Raw genomic sequence first — 18,265 nt, forward strand, 5'->3', positions numbered from 1 at the left:
ATCCCCTTCATGCCCGGTCCCATCTTCGTCGCTATCGACACGCCCCAACTCGACACCGCCCAGAATCTCGCCGTCGCCGTGCGCAGCCATGCCGGCGGCCTCAAGCTCGGGCTGGAATTCTTCAACGCGCAAGGCGCCGAGGGCGTGAAGCGCCTGAAGGAACGCGGGCTGCCGATCTTTCTCGACCTGAAGCTGCACGACATCCCCAACACCGTGGGCAAGGCGGTCGAAGCGATCGCGCCCCTGCGCCCGCGCATCCTGACCGTCCATGCCGCCGGCGGCCTCGAGATGCTGCGCGCCGCAAAGGCTGCCGCGCCCGACGTGACCAAGGTGGTCGCCGTTACCATGCTCACCAGTCTCGACCAGCCCGACCTCGACCGTGCGGGTATCAAGGGCACCCCGGCCGATTATGTCGATCGCATGGCCGAACTGGCGCGCGAGGCGGGCCTCGACGGCATCGTCTGCTCGGGGCTCGAGGTGAAGGCGATGCGCGAGAAATGGCCCGACGGGCATCTCGTCGTCCCCGGCGTGCGCCCCGTCGGCACGCAGGAAAGCGCCGACCAGAAACGCGTCGTCACGCCGCATCAGGCCATGGAGGACGGCGCCTCGGTCCTCGTCGTCGGCCGCCCGATCACGCAGGCCGACGACCCCCAGGCCGCCATCGCCGCCATCTCGGACAGCATCTGAGCAATCTGGACAGGCGGGGCTGCCTCTTGTAGCCCCGCCAGCCAGATTGGAGAGACGAGTTTATGAGCTGGATCGACCGCGTCCGTAACGGCATCCCCTTCCTGCCCAAGCGGCAGAGCGAGGATCAGCTGTGGCACAAGTGCAAGAAGTGCGAGAGCATGATCTTCACCAAGGAGTGGGCCGAGAATCTCTACGTCTGTCCGCGCTGCGAGCATCATGACCGCATCGGCGTGAAGGAGCGTTTCGAACAACTCTTCGACGCCGCCCCCGAGATTCTCCCCAGCCCCGAGGTGCGCGAGGATCCGCTCAAGTTCCGCGATACCAAAAAGTATCCCGACCGCATGAAGCAGGCGCGCGCCAAGACGGGCGAACGCGATGCGCTCATCAATGCTTATGGCAAGATCGACGGCGCATCGGTCGTCGTCGGGGTGCAGGATTTCGCCTTCATGGGCGGCTCGATGGGCATCGCCGTGGGCGCTGCGATCGTCGCCGGCATTCGCGCCGCAATTGAGCGCCGCGTGCCCTACATCCTCTTCACCGCCGCGGGCGGTGCGCGGATGCAGGAGGGCATCTTGAGCCTCATGCAGATGCCCAAGACCACCGTCGCGCTGGCGCAGCTGCGCGAGGCCGGACTGCCATATATTGTCGTGCTGACCGATCCCACCACCGGCGGCGTCACCGCGAGCTATGCGATGCTCGGCGACGTGCAGCTCGCCGAACCCGGCGCGCTCATCGGCTTTGCCGGCCAGCGCGTCATCGAACAGACCATTCGCGAAAAGCTTCCAGAGGGCTTCCAGCGCGCCGAATATCTGCTCGATCACGGCATGCTCGACATGGTGGTGCATCGTCACGCGCTGAAGGAACGACTGGCAACGCTGGTCGGCTACCTCGCGCCGCAGGCCGAGGACGCTGCCTAGATGAAGGACGGGGCGCGGTCGGACGATCCGGCCGTTCAGCGTCAACTCGACCGGCTCGAAGCGTTAGGACATGGTGGCGATCGCGGCGTCCAGCAGCTCGAACCCATTCTCGATCTGTGCGCGGCGCTCGGCGATCCGCATCTCTCGCTCCCACCCGTCTTTCACCTTGCGGGCACCAACGGCAAGGGCTCCACGCTCGCCTTCCTGCGCTCCGCGCTCGAGGCGGGCGGTAGCTGTGTCCACGTCTTCACCTCGCCGCACCTCGTCCGCTTCAACGAGCGCATCCGCCTCGGCGGTGCGCTGATCGATGACAGCGCCCTCGCCCCGCTCCTCGCCGAAGTGCTCGACGCGGTCGAAGCCAATAAGCTTCAGCCGAGCTTTTTCGAGGCGACGACGGCTGCCGCCTTTCTCGCTTTCTCGCGCAAGCCCGCCGATGCCCTGCTGCTCGAGACCGGCATGGGCGGGCGCTTCGATGCCACCAATATCGTGCCCCGGCCCGCCGTCTGCGGCATCTCGACCATCGGCCTCGATCACCAGCGCTGGCTCGGCGACACGATCGAAAAGATCGCAGCCGAGAAGACCGGCATCGCCAAGCCCGGTGTGCCGCTCGTGCTGGGCTATGGCACCCGCCCCGTCTTCGACCGGATCGAGCAGCAAGCTGTCGAAGCCGGGGCGACCGTCATCCGCCCCCTTCGCGACTATGCGCTCGAACAGGATCGCGGCCCGCTGACCTATATCGACCATCGCGGGCGCATCGAGGTGCCCGAATTGTCGCTCGGGGGTTTCCAAGCGAATAATTGGGCCCTCGCCACCGCGATGCTCCACGCGCAGGACCGCGTCACGGCTTACGACGTCGTGAAGGGCGGGAGCAGCGCGAGCTGGCCAGGCCGGATGCAGCGGCTGACCGGACGCCTCGCATCGGATTTTTCCCAACCGATCTTCGTCGATGGTGCGCATAATGAAGATGCCGCCCTATGGCTCGCCCGCGCCTCGCTCGGCGTGCCGCCGGGACCGCACAGCCTGCTGGTCGTGGGCATTCTTGCCAACCGCGACCCGCGCGCCATCCTTGCGCCGTTCAAGGACAAGGCCGCGCGCCTGATTGCCGTTCCGATCGTGGGTCATGACAGCCACGACCCTGCCGCGCTTGCGTCGATCGCCGACGAGGTGCTGGGCCGCGACGACAGCCTCGCCGCCGGGTCGATCGAGGAAGCCTTTTCGCTCGCGCGCACCCTTTCGCACGAAACCTACCGGCAAGTCGTCGTCTTGGGCTCGCTCTATCTCGTCGGCCAGATCCTCGCCGCCGACGGCTCGATCCCGGGCTAGGCGAACTCGACCTCGGGCGGTGGCGCATTCTGGTCGGCGGTGCCGAGCCGCTTCTGCCGCGCCCATTCGATCAGGCACAGCACCACCGCGACCCCGCCGATGGCGGTCGTGATGAGGAAGACGTTGTAATAGCCGATTTCCTCGATCAGCTGCCCCAAGGGCGCGCGACCTAGCGTGCCCACGAGCAGCGCGAGGCTGGAAAGCAGCGCATATTGGACCGCGCTATAGCCCTTGGCGACGATGCTCGAGAGATAGGCGACGAACGCCGCGCCCGCGATGCCAACGGCCAAATTCTCGCCCGCGATGGTGACCATCAGCTTGGCTAGGCGGTCATCGCCGCCCAGATGCGTGACCAGCCAGGTAAAGCCCGTCGCGTCGGACACCGCCTGCATGGTCGCGCCGCCGACGGCGAGATCGGCATATAGCAAATTGGTCAGCGCCGCGATCAAGGCACCGAAGGTCAGCGCCGCCATCCGCCCGATCAGCGTCAGGAGCGCCCCGCCGATGGCGAGCCCGAGGAGGAGCGCGCCGACACCGAAGAACTTCGACGCGATCGCGACCTCGTCGTTCGTGTACTGCAATTCGCCCAGATAGAAGGGATAGGCGAAGCTGCCCCAGATGGCATCGCAGATACGGTAGGTGAGGATCAGCGCGATGACGAGGATCGCCGCCGAGCCCAAGCGCCCGATGATCTCGGTCAGCGGCAGCACCAGCGCGCGATAGCCGAAATCGATCAGCCGCTCGCCGCCGCTCGTCGCCGGCGCAGGCTCGGTCAGCACATGCTTTCCATTCTTTTGCTGGCGCACCAGCCAGGCGGCGATCAATCCGGGGATCACGATGGTGGACAGGATAATGATCGGCCCCTGGCTCATGATCCACTCATAGGACTGGTTGCGCTCATCGGGGCTGGCAGTGAGGCTGCGCACCATGAAGACGAGCACGAGGGTCAGCGCGATGCCCCACAATACGCCGATCATGGCAAAGGCGGTCTTGCGAACGCGCGGCGTCAGCTGACCCGGTTGGCGCAGGGCGTCGAGTTCGGCGCCGGCCGCCTCGATCTGGTCGGTCGTGCGCCGGCTATCGGGCGCGCGGATACCGAGCAGGCCGATGACGAAGATGGTGCCGCCGAAGATCGCATAGGTCTGCGGCCACCCGATCCGCTGGGCGATGATGAGCGCCAGCGCACCGCCCGCCAGCGCGGCGAGGCGATAGCCCATCTGGTAGATGGTCGAGAGGATGTCGATCGTCGCGACCTCGTCGGCGACGTCGACGCGCCAGGCATCGATGACCACATCCTGCGTCGCGGAAGCAAAGGCAATCAGACCGGCGAGCAGGCTGAACAACCCGAGCTGGGAGCCCGGATCGAGGATCGACAGGATGAGCAGGCAGACGCCGATCAGGATCTGGGCCGTCACGATCCACTGCTTGCGGTGCCCGAGCCGCTTGAGCAGCGGCAGATCGACGCGATCGAGTGCGGGCGACCAGAGGAACTTGAACGCATAAGCAAGCCCGATCAGCGAGAAGACGCCCATCGTCTCGAGGTCGACCTCGGCCTCCGACAGCCACGCATAGAGCGCCCCCATGACCAGCGCATAAGGCAGGCCCGCGGCAAAGCCGAACAGCAGCATGTAGACGGTCTTCGTGTGGCGCAGCGAGCGCAACAAATCGCGCCATCCGGGCTTCTGCGCTGTCGAGTCGTCGGCCATGCTACTTCCTTCACTAATCCTGTTGGTCGCCACGCTAGAGAGCCGGGACGCTGCGGAAAAGGGGGTTAACCCGCGCTGACTTGCGAAGCCGCCGCGACGGGCGCACGCTGCGCCGCATGGACACCCCTCGTCGCCCCACCATGACCCCCGGCCAATGCGCGCTCGCACAGGCGATGCTGGCGGGCGACCATAGCGTCGGCGAGGGCGTAAAACGCATCGACACGAAGCGCTATGTCGACCCCGAGCGCCATGCGCGCGAGATCGACAGCTTCTTTCACCGCGCCCCCTTCGCGCTCGCGCCTACCGCGCTCCTGGAGCCCAACCAGTGCGTGCGCCACGACCTCTCGGGGCTCGACCTTATCGTCAGCCGCGATGGCGATGGCGAGGTGCACGTCCTTGCCAACAGCTGCCTCCACCGCGCGACCCGCCTCGTCGAGGATGACGAAGTACGTCCGGCGAAGAAGATCATCTGTCCCTATCACGCCTGGACCTACACCGCCGACGGCACCTTGCGCGCCCTGCCCCGCCCCGACAGCTTCCCCGGCTTCTGCAAGGAAGGACAGGCGCTCAGCCGCTATCCGGCGGTCGAGGTGGGCGGCATCATCTGGTGCATCGGCACGCCCGGCGCCGCGTCCGACTTCGCCGAGATCGAACCTCTCGCCCCCGATCTCGACGCCATCGGACTGCCCGCCATGGCCCTGTTCGAGCGCGCCACGCACGAGGTCGCGGCCGACTGGAAGATGGTCGTCGATGCCTTTTGCGAGGGCTATCACGTCAAGCGCCTGCACGCCCGCTCGATCGGCGACTTCTTCGCCGACGGGGTCAGCGTCGCCGATCATATCGGCCCGCACCAGCGCTTCATCGTCGGGCGCGCCGACCATGCGCAAGCGGTCGATCTCGACGATTGGGCGGCGGTGCGCGAGACGATGACCTTCACCTACCAGCTCTTCCCCAATGCCATCATCGTGGTCAGCCCCGACTATGTAAACATCCTCTTCATCCACCCCGACGGGGTCGGACGCTGCAAGGTGGAAAATGTCATGTTGGTGCCGGGCGACGCCGATGCCGCCGCGATGCGCCCGCGCTGGCAGAAGAGCTGGGACCTGCTCGACAAGCACACCTTCGGGGGCGAGGATTTTCGCGCTGCCGCGCTGTGCCAGCGCGGGGTAGAGGCGGGGCATCGCGAGGACATGCTGCTCGGCACCCTGGAAGCCGGCGTCGCCGACTTTCATGCCACCTGCGATGCGCGGCTCGAAGACCAAAGCCCCTAGGGCGTGACGTAGAGTCTGAGCCCCTTCACCGCCTTGAAATTCTTGCCCGCGACAATGCTGTCAATCGCCGCGATCGCATCCTTGAGCTGGCGATCGGTATAGGGCTTTTCGAGGCTTCCCAGTGCATAGACCCTGCATTCGGTCGGCGGGTTGCCGGTGGCGAACAGCACGGGGATGCCCTTGTCGGCCGCGATCTCGGCAACGTCGATGCCGCTCTTGTCGCCCGCCAACTGGATGTCGGCGAGGACGAGGTCGATCTTTTCGAACTCGATATCGCGCCGCGCATCCTCGTAATTGTCGCGCGTACCGACCACGACATAGCCCAGCCGTTCGAGCCGCTGTTCGTTGTCGAACGCGGTCAAGGGTTCGTCCTCCACGACGAGGATGCGAGAAATCGCGCGCTTTGTCTTTCCGAACAGAGTGTTGGTCCCTAGAGAGAGCGGCATGAAGCCATCAGACAACAAGCGCCGCAACCCCCGTTCCGGTTCCGTAAAGTCCGCGCCGAAAAGGCAGAAAAGTGCGGCGCCCGAGCGCGAGGAGCAGCGCATCGCCAAATTGCTCGCGCGGGCCGGGGTCGCCTCGCGCCGCGAGGTCGAGCGGATGATCGCCGACGGGCGCATCGCCATCGACGGCAAGACGCTCGACACGCCTGCGACGCTGCTCAAGAATTTGAAGGGCGTGACCGTCGACGGCCAGCCGGTGCAGCGCACCGAACAGACCCGCCTGTTCGCCTTCTACAAGCCGCGCGGCTGCCTCACCGCGACGCGCGATCCTAAGGGGCGGCGCACGATTTACGACACGCTTCCGACTGGGCCCAAAATTCCGCGTCTGATGCCGGTCGGACGCCTCGATTATAATACCGAGGGTCTGTTGCTTATGACCAATGACGGCGAGTTCAAGCGCGAGCTCGAACTGCCCGCGACCGGCGTGCCGCGCACCTATCGCGCCCGCGCCTTCGGCAACGTCCACCAGGACCAGCTCGAATCGCTCGCCGAAGGGGTGGAGATCGAGGGTATTCGCTATGGCTCGATCGACGCCAATCTCGAGCGTTCTAAGGGCGACAATCAGTGGATCGAGATGACGCTGACCGAGGGCAAGAACCGCGAAGTGCGCCGCGTGCTGGAATGGCTCGGCATGGAAGTCTCGCGGCTCATTCGCGTTGCTTATGGCCCCTTCACCGTCGAAGGATTGGACAAGGGCCAGCTGTACGAAGTGGACCGCGACACCATCCGCGATTTCCGGAAGACATTGTGAGGGTCATCGCCGGCCAGTATCGCGGGCGACCTCTTGCGGCGCCAGAAGGCCAGGCCACGCGCCCGACCAGCGACCGCGCGCGCGAGACGCTCTTCTCCATGCTGACCAGCCGCATCGGTGGCTTTGGCGAATTGCAGGTCGCCGACCTTTTCGCAGGCTCGGGCGCGCTCGGCATCGAAGCGCTCTCGCGCGGGGCGCACCGCGCCACCTTCGTCGATCATGACGCCGCCGCCCGCCGCGCCATCGAGACCAATCTCGACGCGCTCGGGCTGGCGGGGCAGGCCAATATCCTGTCCTCGTCCGCGCTCGCGCTGCCCGCGCCGACGCGTCCCTATGATGTCATCCTCGCCGATCCGCCCTATCAACCGGGCAGCGGCGATGCGGTCGTCGCAGCCGTCGCCAAGGCGGGCTGGCTCGCCCCCGGGGGCTGGCTGGCGATCGAGACCGACGCCAAGGAAGCGATCGCCGCGCCCGGTCCCTATACGCTGGCCAAGGATCGCAAGGTCGGGCGCGCGCGCCTGTCCTTACTCTTCTTCGCTCCCTGAGCCTTCGTCCTTGCGCTTGGCCGCGGCCTTGGCCTTGGCGGCGTCCATCTCGGCCATGAAGCGCTTGCCCATTGCGGCGGCCGCCGCCTTGCCGGCAAATTTCAGCGTGTCCTTCGACCCGCCCGCCGAGCCACGCGCGCGCGTGACCTGACGTTCGGCAAGGCTCGCCACCGCCGCCACCGCGCCCGCTGCGACGATGTCGGCAACCAGCGGATGATCGACCAGCTTGCCGATCGCCTCCAGCCCCTCGTCGACCTTGCCCTTCTTGTTAGGCTTGTCCTCGCCGTCATCCTCCCCGTCGACGCGCTCGGCGACGCGCACCTTTTCGGCTTTCTCGGCCTTCTTTGCTTTCTTCTTCGCCTTCTTGGCCGCGCGCTTCTGCGCCTCCGCCTCGTCGAGGATCTCGTTCTTCTTCTTGTCCTTCTTGGCCATTCAAGGCTCCTTTCTCAGGCGAACTGGGTCATCTTGTGATCGGGATAGGGTCGCACCAACGCGCAGGCTTCCTCCACGCTGCCCGACAGCCATTGCGCATGATCGTCCGCGTCGAGCATGACCGGCATCGCTTTGGGATGGACCGCGCCAACCATGTCGTTGGGCGCACAGGTCAGAAAGGCGTAATAGGGCCGCTCCTCGCCCGGCCGCCACAGGCCAGCGAAGGCAAACAGTCGGTCGCGCCCTTCCTCGGGCGGCAGGCCGAACCAATGCTTCACCTTGCGCCCCGTCGCCGGGTCGGGCTTGGCGCTCCATTCGGAAAAACGCCTGACGGGGACGAGGCAGCGCCGCTCGGGAGTGGCCAGCGCCGAGCGCCAGAAGGGCGATGACAGGTTGCGCACATTGGTGACGGGCCGTCCGCCCGCCGCCTTGGGCCCGGGAAAGCCCCATTCCATCTCCTCGAGCACCAGCCCCGCCTCGCCCTGCCGCAAGACGGGGGCCGCATATTTGGGATAGATCTCGTCCAATGCCGCGACATTGGCGCGATCGCCCTCGAAACTGCCGAACAGGCGCTTCATCTCGTCGACCCCGGCGGTCATGCGATAGAGATTGCACATACACCCTCCTGCGATCCGACGGGTTGGCGAACTCGGCTCGTCGTAAAGCCACCAGGGTAACGGTTAACCCGGCCATTTCGTTGTTGGCGATTCATTTTCGCCCGCGCAACGCAGGGCTCCATCGCGTCCAAAAGGAGGATTTCATGTCGCGTCTCACCATCGCCACGCTCGCCGCCAGCCTCATCGTCCCCAGCCTCGTCGCCACCCCCGCCATGGCGCATCCCAAGCGGCACCAGCACGGCCATCAGCGTATCGCTGGCTATGACGGCAACGTCTGGCTCGACGACCAGGGACGTTATCGTTGCCGCAAATCGGACGGCACCACCGGGCTCATCGTCGGCGCGGCGGGCGGCGTGCTCCTTGGACGCGCGATCGACACGGGCGGAGATCGCACCGCCGGTACCGTGATCGGCGCCGCGGCCGGCGCGCTGATTGGCAAGGCGGTCGACCAGAAGGTCGTCAACCGCGACACCTACCGTTGTCGCTGACCCCCTAGGAGCGACGACGGCAGGCGCGCCCGGGCTTTCCCCCCACCGTCCGGGCGCGCCGTTCGCTCTTGGCGACCATCCCAAAGGGTATCGCTGTATTGACATTCTAATACAGTAGGAGCAGGACTGGGCGAGTTCAACCTCAAAGGGGGGAGTTTATGTACAGCCAACAGGAATTGGACGATGCGGTCGCCGCCGGCGCCATCACGTCCCAAAGCGCCAATGCGCTGCGCGCCTTCGTCGCCAGCCAGCGCTCCTCGAGCCTGGTCGATGAAGAGCATTTCCGCCTCATCACGGGCTTCAACGATATTTTCGTCGCCGTCGCGGGCGGCATCCTCTTCTTCGCGCTCGGCTGGATCGGCCAGTGGCTCGGCGACCAGAGCGGGCTGGTGCTCGAGGGCAACGGCCCCTCGCCGCTCGCGGGCGGCATGATCGCCGCCTCCGCCTGGGGCCTCGCGCTCTACTTCACCGCCAAGCGCCGCATGGCGCTGCCCTCGATCCTCTTCCTCCTCGCCTTCGTGATCGGCACCTTCTGGGCCGCGGGCTCGGCCTATGCGCTGATCGCCGATGCCATGCTGGGTGATCGGCTGACCGGCAATACGGGCGAGCGCATCCTCGCGCTCGTCGGCGCGCTGGGGGCGGCCACCGCTGCCGTTGCGGCCTTCATCCACTGGAAGCGCTTCCGTGTCCCCATCACCGTCGCGGTCGGCGCGGTTGCAGTCGCGGGCATCATTGGCATGATCGTTGCCGCAGCGCTCGCCGGGAACGTCAGCGATGCGGCCATGATGAACATCATGCTCGTCACCGCGCTCGTCCTCGGCATCGCCATTTTCGCCTTCGCGATGAAATGGGATGCAAGCGATCCCGCGCGCGTTACGCGCCGCAGCGACGTCGCCTTCTGGCTCCACCTCGCCGCCGCGCCGATGATCGTCCATTCGGTGTTCACGCTGCTCGGCCTCAACGACGGCAATGCGACCGTGGGCGAAGGGCTCCTCGTCATCGCGCTCTATGTCGCGCTCGGCCTCGCGGCGCTGGCGATCGACCGCCGCGCGCTGCTCGTTTCGGCGCTGGCATATGTGCTGATCGCCTTGTCGGAGATGTTCAAGGAGTTCGGCGCGGTCGAACTCAACATCGCGCTCACCGCGCTGGTGATCGGCTCGGCGCTGCTCCTGCTCTCGGCCTTTTGGCACCAGGCGCGCACCAAGCTCGTTACGGCGCTGCCCGCTGGCATGCAGGCTCGCCTACCCGACCTTCACGGGGTCACAGCTGCGCCCGCGATCAGTCCCGAACCAGCCGCATGAGGCGACGCTCGATCGGGGCCAGGACATTCTTCAACTCCTGGCCCCGCTTGAGCACCTGACCCTGCTCGCCGAAGAGTGCGTAAACGCCCTGCCGCTGACGAAGCGCGGGGCGTTTTTCGATGCGGATCTCGGGCCGTTCTGCCGCCCGGCGAAAGGCCGCGAAGACCGCGACATCCTTGTCCATCCGGATGGCATAGTCACGCCAATGCCCCGCCGCGACCATGCGCCCATAAAGGTCGATGATAGTAAGGAATTCGAGCCGCTCCCAGCCGACCTGGCCGCCGCCCCGTCCTTGCGGAAAAGGCGTCACCACACTCATGCGCGGCGGCTATCCTCTTCATCCTCGCCGCTCTCCTTGCGGCGGCTGACGACCTCGGCGCGAAGCTGCTTCAATTCGCGCTCCATCTGGCACAGTCGCTGTTGCATCGGATCGGTCAGCTCCTCGCACGGCGTACCATAGGGCATGAAGCCGCCGACCTGCTCGGCCTTGACCGGGATGGGCCGCGCCACCGGCCCGACCATCGTCGCGCCCACCGGCACATCCTTGGTCACCACCGCGTTGGCCCCGATGCGCGCGGCCTTGCCGACCGTGATGGGGCCCAGCACCTGCGCGCCCGACCCGATCACCACCCCGTCCTCGAGCGTCGGATGGCGCTTGCCCGCTACCCCGTCGAAGGGATTGGTGCCGCCCAGCGTCACGCACTGGTAGATCGTGACGCCATCGCCGATTTCGGCGGTCTCCCCGATCACCGTGAAGCCATGGTCGATGAACAGGTGTCGGCCGACGATCGCACCCGGATGGATGTCGATCCCCGTCGCGAAGCGCGCGAAATGGTTCACCATCCGGCCGAGGAAATAGAGCTTGCCGCCCCAAAGCCAATGGGCCAGCCGGTGCAGCCCGAGCGCCAGCACGCCGGGATAGAAGAGCACTTCCCAACGGCTGCGCGCCGCGGGATCGCGCTTCTTGATGCTGTCGAGATAGTCGATGAGCGAGCTGAACAAGCCGATAATCTCCGAGTGTCGTTCGCGCCAATGTAGGAGCGCGGGCAACAATAGAAAAGCCGGGGGCGCCCGAAAGGAGCCCCCGGGCCTTGGTCGACAGCGGGTTGCTAGAGCGTCGCGTGAACCGTCGCGAGACCCTTCATCACCGCCGCGATCCGCACCGCGGTCTGGATGTCGACCTCTTTGACGTCGTGCTTCATCAGCACCTTTTCATGGCTGTCGATGCACAGGCCGCAGCCGTTGATCGCACTGACCGCTAGGCTGAAGAGCTCGAACTCTTCCTTGGCCACGCCGTGCGTGCCGATCATGTTCATCCTGAGCTTGGCGGGCATGGCGGCGTAATTCTCGTTCCCGGCAAGGTGCGTGAAGCGATAATAGACATTGTTCATCGCCATCACCGCCGCCGCGCCGCGCGCCGCATCGGCCATCTTGCCGTCGAGCTTGGCCGCGCAATCGGCCTCGGCGGCCTCGACCAGCGGCTTGTAGCCGGTGCCGTGGGCGCAGGCGAGCAGCAGGCCGAACTTGCGTTCATCGCGCAGACCCTGCTCGGTCAGAAGCGAGGACAGGTTGAGCTTGAGATCCTTGGCATAGGCCGGCATCGCACCGGCAAATTCCTTGAGAGCGGACATGCTTGTCTCCTCGGATTTTAGACAAAAAGGGGGCGGAAGCGCTGGACTTGGGGGTGATGCGCTCCCGCCCCGCAGGTTGGCGGCCGCCGGGGGTGGACAGCCGCCAGAACTATCATCGAAGGCTTAGGCCGCCTGCGGCTTCAGCACCTCGTCGCCTTCGGTCCAGTTGCACGGGCACAGCTCGTCGGTCTGCAGCGCGTCGAGCACGCGCAGCGCCTCGGCGGGGTTGCGACCGACGTTGAGGCCGTTGATCGTCACGTGCTGGATGATGTTGTCGGGATCGACGATGAAGGTGGCGCGATAGGCGACGCCCTCTTCCTCGTTGAGGATGCCGAGCTCGCGGGCCAGCTTCTGGTTGGCATCGGCGATCCACGGGAAATCGGCATTGGCCAGCTGCTCGTCCGAACGACGCCACGCGAAGTGGACGTGGGTGGTGTCGGTCGACGCGCCGATCAGCACCGCGTCACGGTCGGCGAAGTCTTCGGCGAGTTCGCCATATCCGACGATTTCGGTCGGGCAGACGAAGGTAAAATCCTTCGGCCAGAAGAAGAGGACCTTCCACTTGCCATTGGTTTCGCCGAGATCGAGCGTCTCGTCGGCGGGAAGCTGGTCAGTGCCCTGTTGGACGGGAACGGTGAGCGAGGGAAAGCGATCGCCAATGGTAAGCATGAGCGGAAAACTCCGATTTTTTAAGTTTCGATGAGAGATGCTGCATCGCAGCACCGTGCGTTCGAGCCCCGATATAGGGGGGATTGTGCGAGCTTCAATCGCTTAATATCAATGAGATTGATCGAATCAGTCGATGAGGAAAAATGGCCGTCCACCTGCCCACCATCAAGCAACTTCAATATTTGATCGCGCTCCATGAACATGGCCATTTCGGGCGCGCCGCCGAACATTGTTTCGTGACCCAATCGACGCTGTCGGCGGGCATCCGCGAGTTGGAAACGCTGCTCGGCACGGTGCTGGTCGAGCGTACGCGCCGCGTCGTCCGCTTCACCCCGCTGGGCGAAAAGATCGCGGCCCAAGCGCGCGACGTGCTGCGAGAGACACAGGCGCTGGCGGGCCTTGCCGCCGCCGAGGGCAAGCCGCTGTCGGGCGACCTTCGGCTCGGCGTCATCCCGACCATCGCGCCCTTCCTGCTGCCACGCGTGCTCCCGCACCTACGCCAACGCTACCCCGACCTCCGGCTCTTCCTGCGCGAGGAAACCAGCCAGGCGAGCTGCGAGGCGCTCCACCGCGGCCAGCTCGATTGCGTGCTGCTCGCTTTGCCCTTTCCCTGCGGCGACGTCGATCATGTCGAGCTGTTCGCCGACCGGCTCTTCATCGCCTATCCCAAGGGCGAGGCGCCCGACCTCAAGTCGATCCCGCCGCGCCTCATCGAGGAAGGGCGCCTGCTCATGCTCGAGGACGGCCACTGCCTGAAGGATCATGCGCTGGCCGCCTGCAACCGGCCCGAGATCCGCGCCTCGGCAACCATGATGGCAACAAGTCTGCATACGCTCGTCGAATTGGTCGACAACGGCCTCGGCCTCACCTTCATTCCCGAAATGGCGCTGTCGGCGGGGATCATCGAGCATACCGACATCGAGGCGCGTCCGCTAGAAAGCGACCATGGCACCCGCGCCATCGCGCTTGCGTGGCGTCGCGGCAGCCCACGGCACGAGGAATTCACGATGCTGGGCGGGGCGCTGGCCGAACTAGCCGGGGAGCTGGTCGAGGCCCAATAGCCACATGTCGAGCCGCACCGCACGGATCGGCGCGTCGGGCATCGACGCGTTGAGTTCGCTGCGGTGACGCATGATCCATGACAAGCATTCGGCGCGGCTGTCGAAGGTCGGAAAACGCTCCCTGCTGGGGCGCATGGTGCGCCGGTCGACGAGGTAGCGCGCTTCCTTGTGGCACCCGGGCATCGCCTCCCAGTCGCGTCGCGGCGCGCGAACGCAGGGGACCCAATGCGCCTGTCCGGCGTGGAGACTGTCGATTTCGCTTCTGTGCATCCTCAATCCTCTCCCGATCGCGATGACCGAGGCATGAGGCCGCATTTTCACTGAAAAGTCAAAGCCCGGCGAAGGCTCAGTCCATGTGCCTGAGGCCGACGCGGAGGTAATCGTAACCGGTGATCATGGTCAGGATCGCCGCGCCCCAGAGGCTGATGACGCCGACCTGATGGATCCACAGTTCGCTCGGGAAGCCACCGCCGAGGATGAGCGCGCCCAGCGCCACCATCTGCAGGGTCGTCTTCCACTTGGCGAGCCGGCTGACCGGCACCGACACGTTCAAGGGCCCGAGAAATTCGCGCAGCCCCGACACGATGATCTCGCGCAGGAGGATGACCAGCGCGGGAATGATCGTCAGCCCCGCGATGACCGGCTCGGGCTCGTCCGCCACGCGGCGCGTCGCGACCAGCATGATGATCACGGCCGCGACCATGATCTTGTCGGCGATAGGGTCGAGGAACTGGCCCAGACGGCTGATCTGGCCCTGCGCGCGCGCCAGATAGCCGTCGATATAGTCGGTCACCCCGACAAGGCTGTAGAGCACGAAGGTGATGAGATAATCGAGCGGGCTCGGGCTCCACAACAGCCACACGAGGATGGGCACCGCAAAGATGCGCGAGAGCGTGAGAAGGTTGGGGAGCGTCAGCATCGTTTCGGGGCCGACCTTAGGCACAGTCCGCGCGGCGCGGCAATTTCTTTTTGCCCTTTGCCCGAGCTTGGGCTTTGAAGGCGGGCAGTCGCCACGGGGGAACGACCGCATATGAAACCCAGCCTCGCCCTCCTCGGGCACCGCCGCTTCGCCCCGCTCTTCGCGGTCCAGTTCGCCGGCGCCTTCAACGACAATCTCTTTCGCACCGCGATGGTGCTGCTGGTGATCTTCGGCATCTATGACGATGCCAGCGCCGAGGCGAGCCTGTCGGCGGTGGCTGGCGGCCTGTTCATCCTCCCCTTCATGCTCTTTTCGGCCTTCGCGGGCAGCCTTGCCGACAGCCGCGACAAGGCGCTGATGATCCGCCGCATCAAGAGCGCGGAAATCCTCATCATGGCCTGCGGGGCCGCCGGGCTACTCTTCCAGAGCGTGCCGCTCCTCCTCGGCACGCTGGCCGCGACCGGGCTCCAGTCCGCCTTCTTCGGCCCGATCAAATATGCGCTTTTGCCCCAGCACCTGGCCGCCGACGAGGTGCTGGGGGGCACCGGGCTCGTCCAGGCGGGCACCTATGTCGCCATCCTCGGCGGGACATTGGCAGGCGGCGCATTGGTGGCGGGCGCCTCCTCGGGCGCGGTCGACGGCAGCCGTGCGGCCATCGCCATCCTCGCGGTCGCGCTCCTGGGCCGCCTCGCCGCTGCTTTCGTGCCCCCCGCACCGCCGCAGGGCGACGCCGCCGGGGCGCGGCCCGATTGGAACGTGCTGCGCGCCTCCGTCGCCATCACGCGCGAGGTCATGGCGCATGGCGAGGCGCGCCGCGCCATCTGGGCGATCAGCATCTTCTGGGCGCTGGGCGCAGTGCTGCTCGCCCAATTCCCGCCACTGGTGAAGAATGCACTGGGCGGCGATGAAAGCGTCGCCACCGCCTTTCTCGCCATTTTCTCGATCGGCGTCGCGCTCGGCAGCGTCGGAGTCAACCGACTGCTCGGCGGTGAGGTCTCAGCCCGCTTCGCCGCGCCCGCCGCGATCGGCATGGCGCTGTTCGCCGCCGACCTCTACCGCCGCCTTCACGACTGGGTCCCGGGGCCCGAGCTCCTCGGGCTTCGCGACTTTCTCTCGGCGACCGGCGGGCTCGGGGTCGGAATCGACCTGTTCGGCCTCGCAATCATGGGGGGCGCCTTCGTCGTCCCGCTCTACGCCTATCTCACCACCCGCATCCCCCCCGCCCTCACCGCGCGCGCGGTGGCGGTCAACAATATCGTCAACTCGGGGCTGATGGTGGTGGGCAGCGTGGCGCTCACTCTCGCGATTCAGGCGGGCGTGTCGATCACCGACAGCCTCGTGGGCATCGTCGCCGTCGCCCTGCTCGCCGCCTGGCTAGGCCGCCGCGTCGCCCGGTTCAGGCAATGAAAAGCGTGGTGAACATGAAACCCGCCGCGAAGGTCATGCCGAACAGGCGAATGTCCTCGGCGCGCGCCAATTCCTTTTCGCACAGCACCGCAAAGGTCGCGCGATAAGCGCTCCGCAGGCTGCGGAGGAATTCATCGAAGGCAAGGCGGCTCGTCGACTCCATGTCGAGAGTCCTAACGCGCGGTTTACCTTTTGGGCAAACTTATCGGTAACGCTTGTCCCGGCGCGGGACGGTTCCGGCCTCAGGCGCGCTGCTGCGCACCCGCCTGCGAGGCGTCGGCATCGCCGTGGCGCAGCAATTGTTCGGCTTGGTCGGCGGTCATGGGCTTGCCGAAATACCAGCCCTGCCCCTTCTGGCAGCCGATTTCCATGACCATGGCATGGGCGCGCGCCGTCTCGACGCCCTCCACCGTCACCGGAATGTCGAGCGCCTGCGCCAGCGTCGTCACCGCGCGCACGATCGCCCGGCTCTCGCGATCCTCGTGGAGCGAGGAGACGAAGCTGCGGTCGATCTTGATCATGTCGAAGGGCAGTGCGCGCAGGTGCGACAGGCTGGAAAAGCCGGTGCCGAAATCATCGAGCGCGATGCGGATGCCCTGGTTCTTGAGGCTGACGATCACGTTACGCGCCATCTCGAGGTCCGAGAAGAGCGAGCTTTCGGTAATCTCGACGATCAGTCGCTCGGCCGGAAAACCGGTCTCGACCAGCAATCGCACCAGCTTTTGCGCCAGCCAGCCATCGCCCAGCTGCGACGGCGCGATGTTGATCGACAGGTCGATGGCCTCGGGCCATTCGAGCGCGCGCTTCATCGCGATGCGGAAGACATGTTCGGTCAACGCGCCGACAAGGCCATGTTCCTCGGCCACCGGGATGAATCGGTCGGGGCCGATCATGCCGGCCAGCGGATGGTCCCAGCGCGACAGCACCTCGAACCCCGTCACGCGTCCGGTCGCAAGGTCCACCTGGGGCTCGAAATGCGGCAGGAATTGGCCGGCGTCGATCCCGGCGCGGATGCCCTGTTCAAGCTCCGAATGCGCGATCAGCTCGCGCTCCATGCCATCGTCGAACCAGACCGGGCGGGCGAGCCGTCCGGCCTTGCCCTCGGCGAGCGCGATGTCGGCGCGGCGCAGCAGGGCGCGCGCCCGCATCTCGCCGCGGCCCGCGACCGCGATGCCGACATGAGCGCCGACCTGGATCATCTTGCCGTCGATCTCGAAGGGGCGGCTGGCGCTGTCGAGCATAGCCTGTGCGACGCTTTCAATCCGCTCGAGGTCGAGATTGGTTTCGCGCGTGACGACGATCAGCGCGAATTCATCGCCCGCGACGCGCGCCGCGCTGCGATCCTCGCCTGCCAACTTGCCAATCTCGGCGGCGATCTGGCGCAGCAGTTCATCACCAAGGTCGAAGCCATGGCGCTCGTTGATCGACTTGAAGCGATTGAGCTGGAGCGAGACGACCGCGACATGGCTCACCGCAGCGTCCGTGTTCACCCGCGCGCCGATCTCGGAAAAACCCTTGCGGTTGGCCAGCCCTGTCATGCCATCGATCGAGGCGCGCTGCCGGGCATGGCGCTCACTATCTTCGCGCCGCTGGATCTCTTGCTGGACGTCGACATAATAGCGCCAGCCGAACAGGATCAGGGCGACATTGAGGACCAGCGTGACCGTCGTCACCTTGAGGTCGGCGGTCACGCCGTCGAGCCCTTCGCTCAGTCGCACGAAGAAGCTGGCACCATTGACGATGAATAGGATGACCGCGCCGACGAGGATCGCCAGCGTCAGCCAGTCGCGGTGGCCGCGAAGCGCGCGTCGCAAGCGCTGCAGCGCACCGATGTCGTCATGCCCACTCATGCTGACCGTCATGGCCGCGAAGTGGTTAAGATTTCGCACAACATGATAGGTCATCGCGATACCTCTCGCGATGGGTGGTGCGGACGGCGGGACTTGAACCCGCACTCCCTCACGGGAAGCCGATTTTAAGTCGGCAGCGTCTACCATTCCGCCACGTCCGCAACCTCAAGATGCGGACCCGGTGTGG

The 18,265-nt window shown here is 65.9% G+C and carries 22 protein-coding genes and 1 tRNA gene; 10 read left to right on the forward strand and 13 right to left on the reverse strand.

What is annotated here, in order from left to right; genetic code table 11:
- Positions 1–9: 9 nt before the first annotated feature.
- The 3 genes from pyrF (at position 10) to NUW51_RS06310 (ending at position 2,927) form a co-directional block, all read left to right on the forward strand.
- Positions 10–687 carry an orotidine-5'-phosphate decarboxylase gene (gene pyrF / locus NUW51_RS06300; RefSeq protein ID WP_265563817.1) on the forward strand — a complete coding sequence of 226 codons (678 nt, stop codon included), beginning with the start codon at positions 10–12 and terminating at the stop codon, positions 685–687.
- Between the two features lie 62 nt (positions 688–749).
- On the forward strand, positions 750–1,604 hold the full coding sequence (gene accD, locus NUW51_RS06305) for an acetyl-CoA carboxylase, carboxyltransferase subunit beta (RefSeq protein ID WP_265563819.1): 855 nt from the start codon (positions 750–752) through the stop codon (positions 1,602–1,604).
- A complete protein-coding gene (locus NUW51_RS06310; protein ID WP_265563821.1) occupies positions 1,605–2,927 on the forward strand; it encodes a bifunctional folylpolyglutamate synthase/dihydrofolate synthase in 1,323 nt (440 codons plus the stop codon). It abuts the gene before it with no gap.
- Here NUW51_RS06310 and NUW51_RS06315 read toward each other — a convergent pair.
- Positions 2,924–4,633, reverse strand: a complete 1,710-nt coding sequence (locus NUW51_RS06315) for an AmpG family muropeptide MFS transporter (protein ID WP_265563823.1) — start codon at positions 4,631–4,633, stop codon at positions 2,924–2,926. The genes NUW51_RS06310 and NUW51_RS06315 overlap by 4 nt on opposite strands.
- 80 nt (positions 4,634–4,713) lie before the next feature.
- Between NUW51_RS06315 and NUW51_RS06320 the strand changes: the two genes are divergently transcribed.
- Positions 4,714–5,904 (forward strand): aromatic ring-hydroxylating oxygenase subunit alpha, encoded by a 1,191-nt coding sequence (locus tag NUW51_RS06320; RefSeq protein ID WP_265563825.1) that lies wholly within the window; start codon positions 4,714–4,716, stop codon positions 5,902–5,904.
- Here the strand turns inward: NUW51_RS06320 and NUW51_RS06325 are convergent.
- Entirely contained in the window at positions 5,901–6,350 is a 450-nt protein-coding gene (locus tag NUW51_RS06325) for a response regulator (RefSeq protein ID WP_265563827.1), read from the reverse strand. The genes NUW51_RS06320 and NUW51_RS06325 overlap by 4 nt on opposite strands.
- On the opposite strand from NUW51_RS06325, the gene NUW51_RS06330 reads away from it, so the two are divergent.
- Positions 6,349–7,158, forward strand: coding sequence for a pseudouridine synthase (locus NUW51_RS06330; protein ID WP_265563829.1), 810 nt, complete (start codon positions 6,349–6,351; stop codon positions 7,156–7,158). The genes NUW51_RS06325 and NUW51_RS06330 overlap by 2 nt on opposite strands.
- Complete coding sequence (gene rsmD / locus NUW51_RS06335) at positions 7,155–7,703, forward strand: 16S rRNA (guanine(966)-N(2))-methyltransferase RsmD (RefSeq protein WP_265563831.1); 549 nt, start codon at positions 7,155–7,157, stop codon at positions 7,701–7,703. The genes NUW51_RS06330 and rsmD overlap by 4 nt, the downstream gene beginning before the upstream one ends.
- Here rsmD and NUW51_RS06340 read toward each other — a convergent pair.
- Together NUW51_RS06340 and NUW51_RS06345 are read right to left on the reverse strand one after the other, a co-directional pair.
- Positions 7,683–8,135 (reverse strand): hypothetical protein, encoded by a 453-nt coding sequence (locus NUW51_RS06340; protein ID WP_265563833.1) that lies wholly within the window; start codon positions 8,133–8,135, stop codon positions 7,683–7,685. The genes rsmD and NUW51_RS06340 overlap by 21 nt on opposite strands.
- Positions 8,136–8,149: 14 nt before the next feature.
- Positions 8,150–8,752, reverse strand: coding sequence for an SOS response-associated peptidase (locus tag NUW51_RS06345; protein ID WP_265563835.1), 603 nt, complete (start codon positions 8,750–8,752; stop codon positions 8,150–8,152).
- Between the two features lie 143 nt (positions 8,753–8,895).
- Here NUW51_RS06345 and NUW51_RS06350 point away from each other — a divergent pair, with 143 nt between their 5' ends.
- Positions 8,896–9,240 carry a glycine zipper 2TM domain-containing protein gene (locus NUW51_RS06350; protein ID WP_265563837.1) on the forward strand — a complete coding sequence of 115 codons (345 nt, stop codon included), beginning with the start codon at positions 8,896–8,898 and terminating at the stop codon, positions 9,238–9,240.
- Positions 9,241–9,398: 158 nt separating this feature from the next.
- Positions 9,399–10,541, forward strand: coding sequence for a hypothetical protein (locus NUW51_RS06355; protein WP_265563839.1), 1,143 nt, complete (start codon positions 9,399–9,401; stop codon positions 10,539–10,541).
- Here the strand turns inward: NUW51_RS06355 and NUW51_RS06360 are convergent.
- The 4 genes from NUW51_RS06360 to NUW51_RS06375 form a co-directional block, all read right to left on the reverse strand.
- Entirely contained in the window at positions 10,519–10,860 is a 342-nt protein-coding gene (locus NUW51_RS06360; RefSeq protein ID WP_265563841.1) for a DUF2794 domain-containing protein, read from the reverse strand. The two genes, NUW51_RS06355 and NUW51_RS06360, sit on opposite strands and share 23 nt — an antisense overlap.
- Positions 10,857–11,543, reverse strand: coding sequence for a serine O-acetyltransferase EpsC (epsC, locus tag NUW51_RS06365; RefSeq protein ID WP_265563843.1), 687 nt, complete (start codon positions 11,541–11,543; stop codon positions 10,857–10,859). The genes NUW51_RS06360 and epsC overlap by 4 nt, the downstream gene beginning before the upstream one ends.
- Positions 11,544–11,650: 107 nt before the next feature.
- Positions 11,651–12,172 carry a carboxymuconolactone decarboxylase family protein gene (locus NUW51_RS06370; RefSeq protein WP_265563845.1) on the reverse strand — a complete coding sequence of 174 codons (522 nt, stop codon included), beginning with the start codon at positions 12,170–12,172 and terminating at the stop codon, positions 11,651–11,653.
- A gap of 123 nt (positions 12,173–12,295) precedes the next feature.
- A complete protein-coding gene (locus tag NUW51_RS06375; RefSeq protein WP_265563847.1) occupies positions 12,296–12,841 on the reverse strand; it encodes a peroxiredoxin in 546 nt (181 codons plus the stop codon).
- 143 nt (positions 12,842–12,984) lie between these two features.
- Between NUW51_RS06375 and NUW51_RS06380 the strand changes: the two genes are divergently transcribed.
- The gene (locus NUW51_RS06380) at positions 12,985–13,902 is read left to right on the forward strand and encodes a hydrogen peroxide-inducible genes activator (protein ID WP_265563849.1); all 918 of its coding nucleotides are present in this window, start codon (positions 12,985–12,987) and stop codon (positions 13,900–13,902) included.
- On the opposite strand, the gene NUW51_RS06385 is transcribed toward NUW51_RS06380, so the two are convergent.
- The gene (locus tag NUW51_RS06385; RefSeq protein ID WP_265563851.1) at positions 13,873–14,172 is read right to left on the reverse strand and encodes a hypothetical protein; all 300 of its coding nucleotides are present in this window, start codon (positions 14,170–14,172) and stop codon (positions 13,873–13,875) included. The genes NUW51_RS06380 and NUW51_RS06385 overlap by 30 nt on opposite strands.
- A gap of 76 nt (positions 14,173–14,248) precedes the next feature.
- Positions 14,249–14,821 (reverse strand): CDP-diacylglycerol--glycerol-3-phosphate 3-phosphatidyltransferase, encoded by a 573-nt coding sequence (pgsA, locus tag NUW51_RS06390; RefSeq protein WP_265563853.1) that lies wholly within the window; start codon positions 14,819–14,821, stop codon positions 14,249–14,251.
- 111 nt (positions 14,822–14,932) lie between these two features.
- Between pgsA and NUW51_RS06395 the strand changes: the two genes are divergently transcribed.
- Entirely contained in the window at positions 14,933–16,228 is a 1,296-nt protein-coding gene (locus NUW51_RS06395) for an MFS transporter (RefSeq protein WP_265563856.1), read from the forward strand.
- On the opposite strand, the gene NUW51_RS06400 is transcribed toward NUW51_RS06395, so the two are convergent.
- From NUW51_RS06400 to NUW51_RS06410, 3 genes are all read right to left on the reverse strand, one after another.
- Entirely contained in the window at positions 16,218–16,391 is a 174-nt protein-coding gene (locus NUW51_RS06400; RefSeq protein ID WP_265563858.1) for a hypothetical protein, read from the reverse strand. The genes NUW51_RS06395 and NUW51_RS06400 overlap by 11 nt on opposite strands.
- Before the next feature lie 79 nt (positions 16,392–16,470).
- Positions 16,471–18,132, reverse strand: coding sequence for a putative bifunctional diguanylate cyclase/phosphodiesterase (locus tag NUW51_RS06405; protein WP_265563860.1), 1,662 nt, complete (start codon positions 18,130–18,132; stop codon positions 16,471–16,473).
- Positions 18,133–18,153: 21 nt separating this feature from the next.
- Positions 18,154–18,239 (reverse strand) — tRNA-Leu (locus NUW51_RS06410).
- Between the last annotated feature and the right edge of the window lie 26 nt (positions 18,240–18,265).

Source organism: Sphingomicrobium arenosum, assembly GCF_026157085.1.
In the GTDB taxonomy this organism is placed as follows: Bacteria; Pseudomonadota; Alphaproteobacteria; order Sphingomonadales; family Sphingomonadaceae; genus Sphingomicrobium; species Sphingomicrobium arenosum.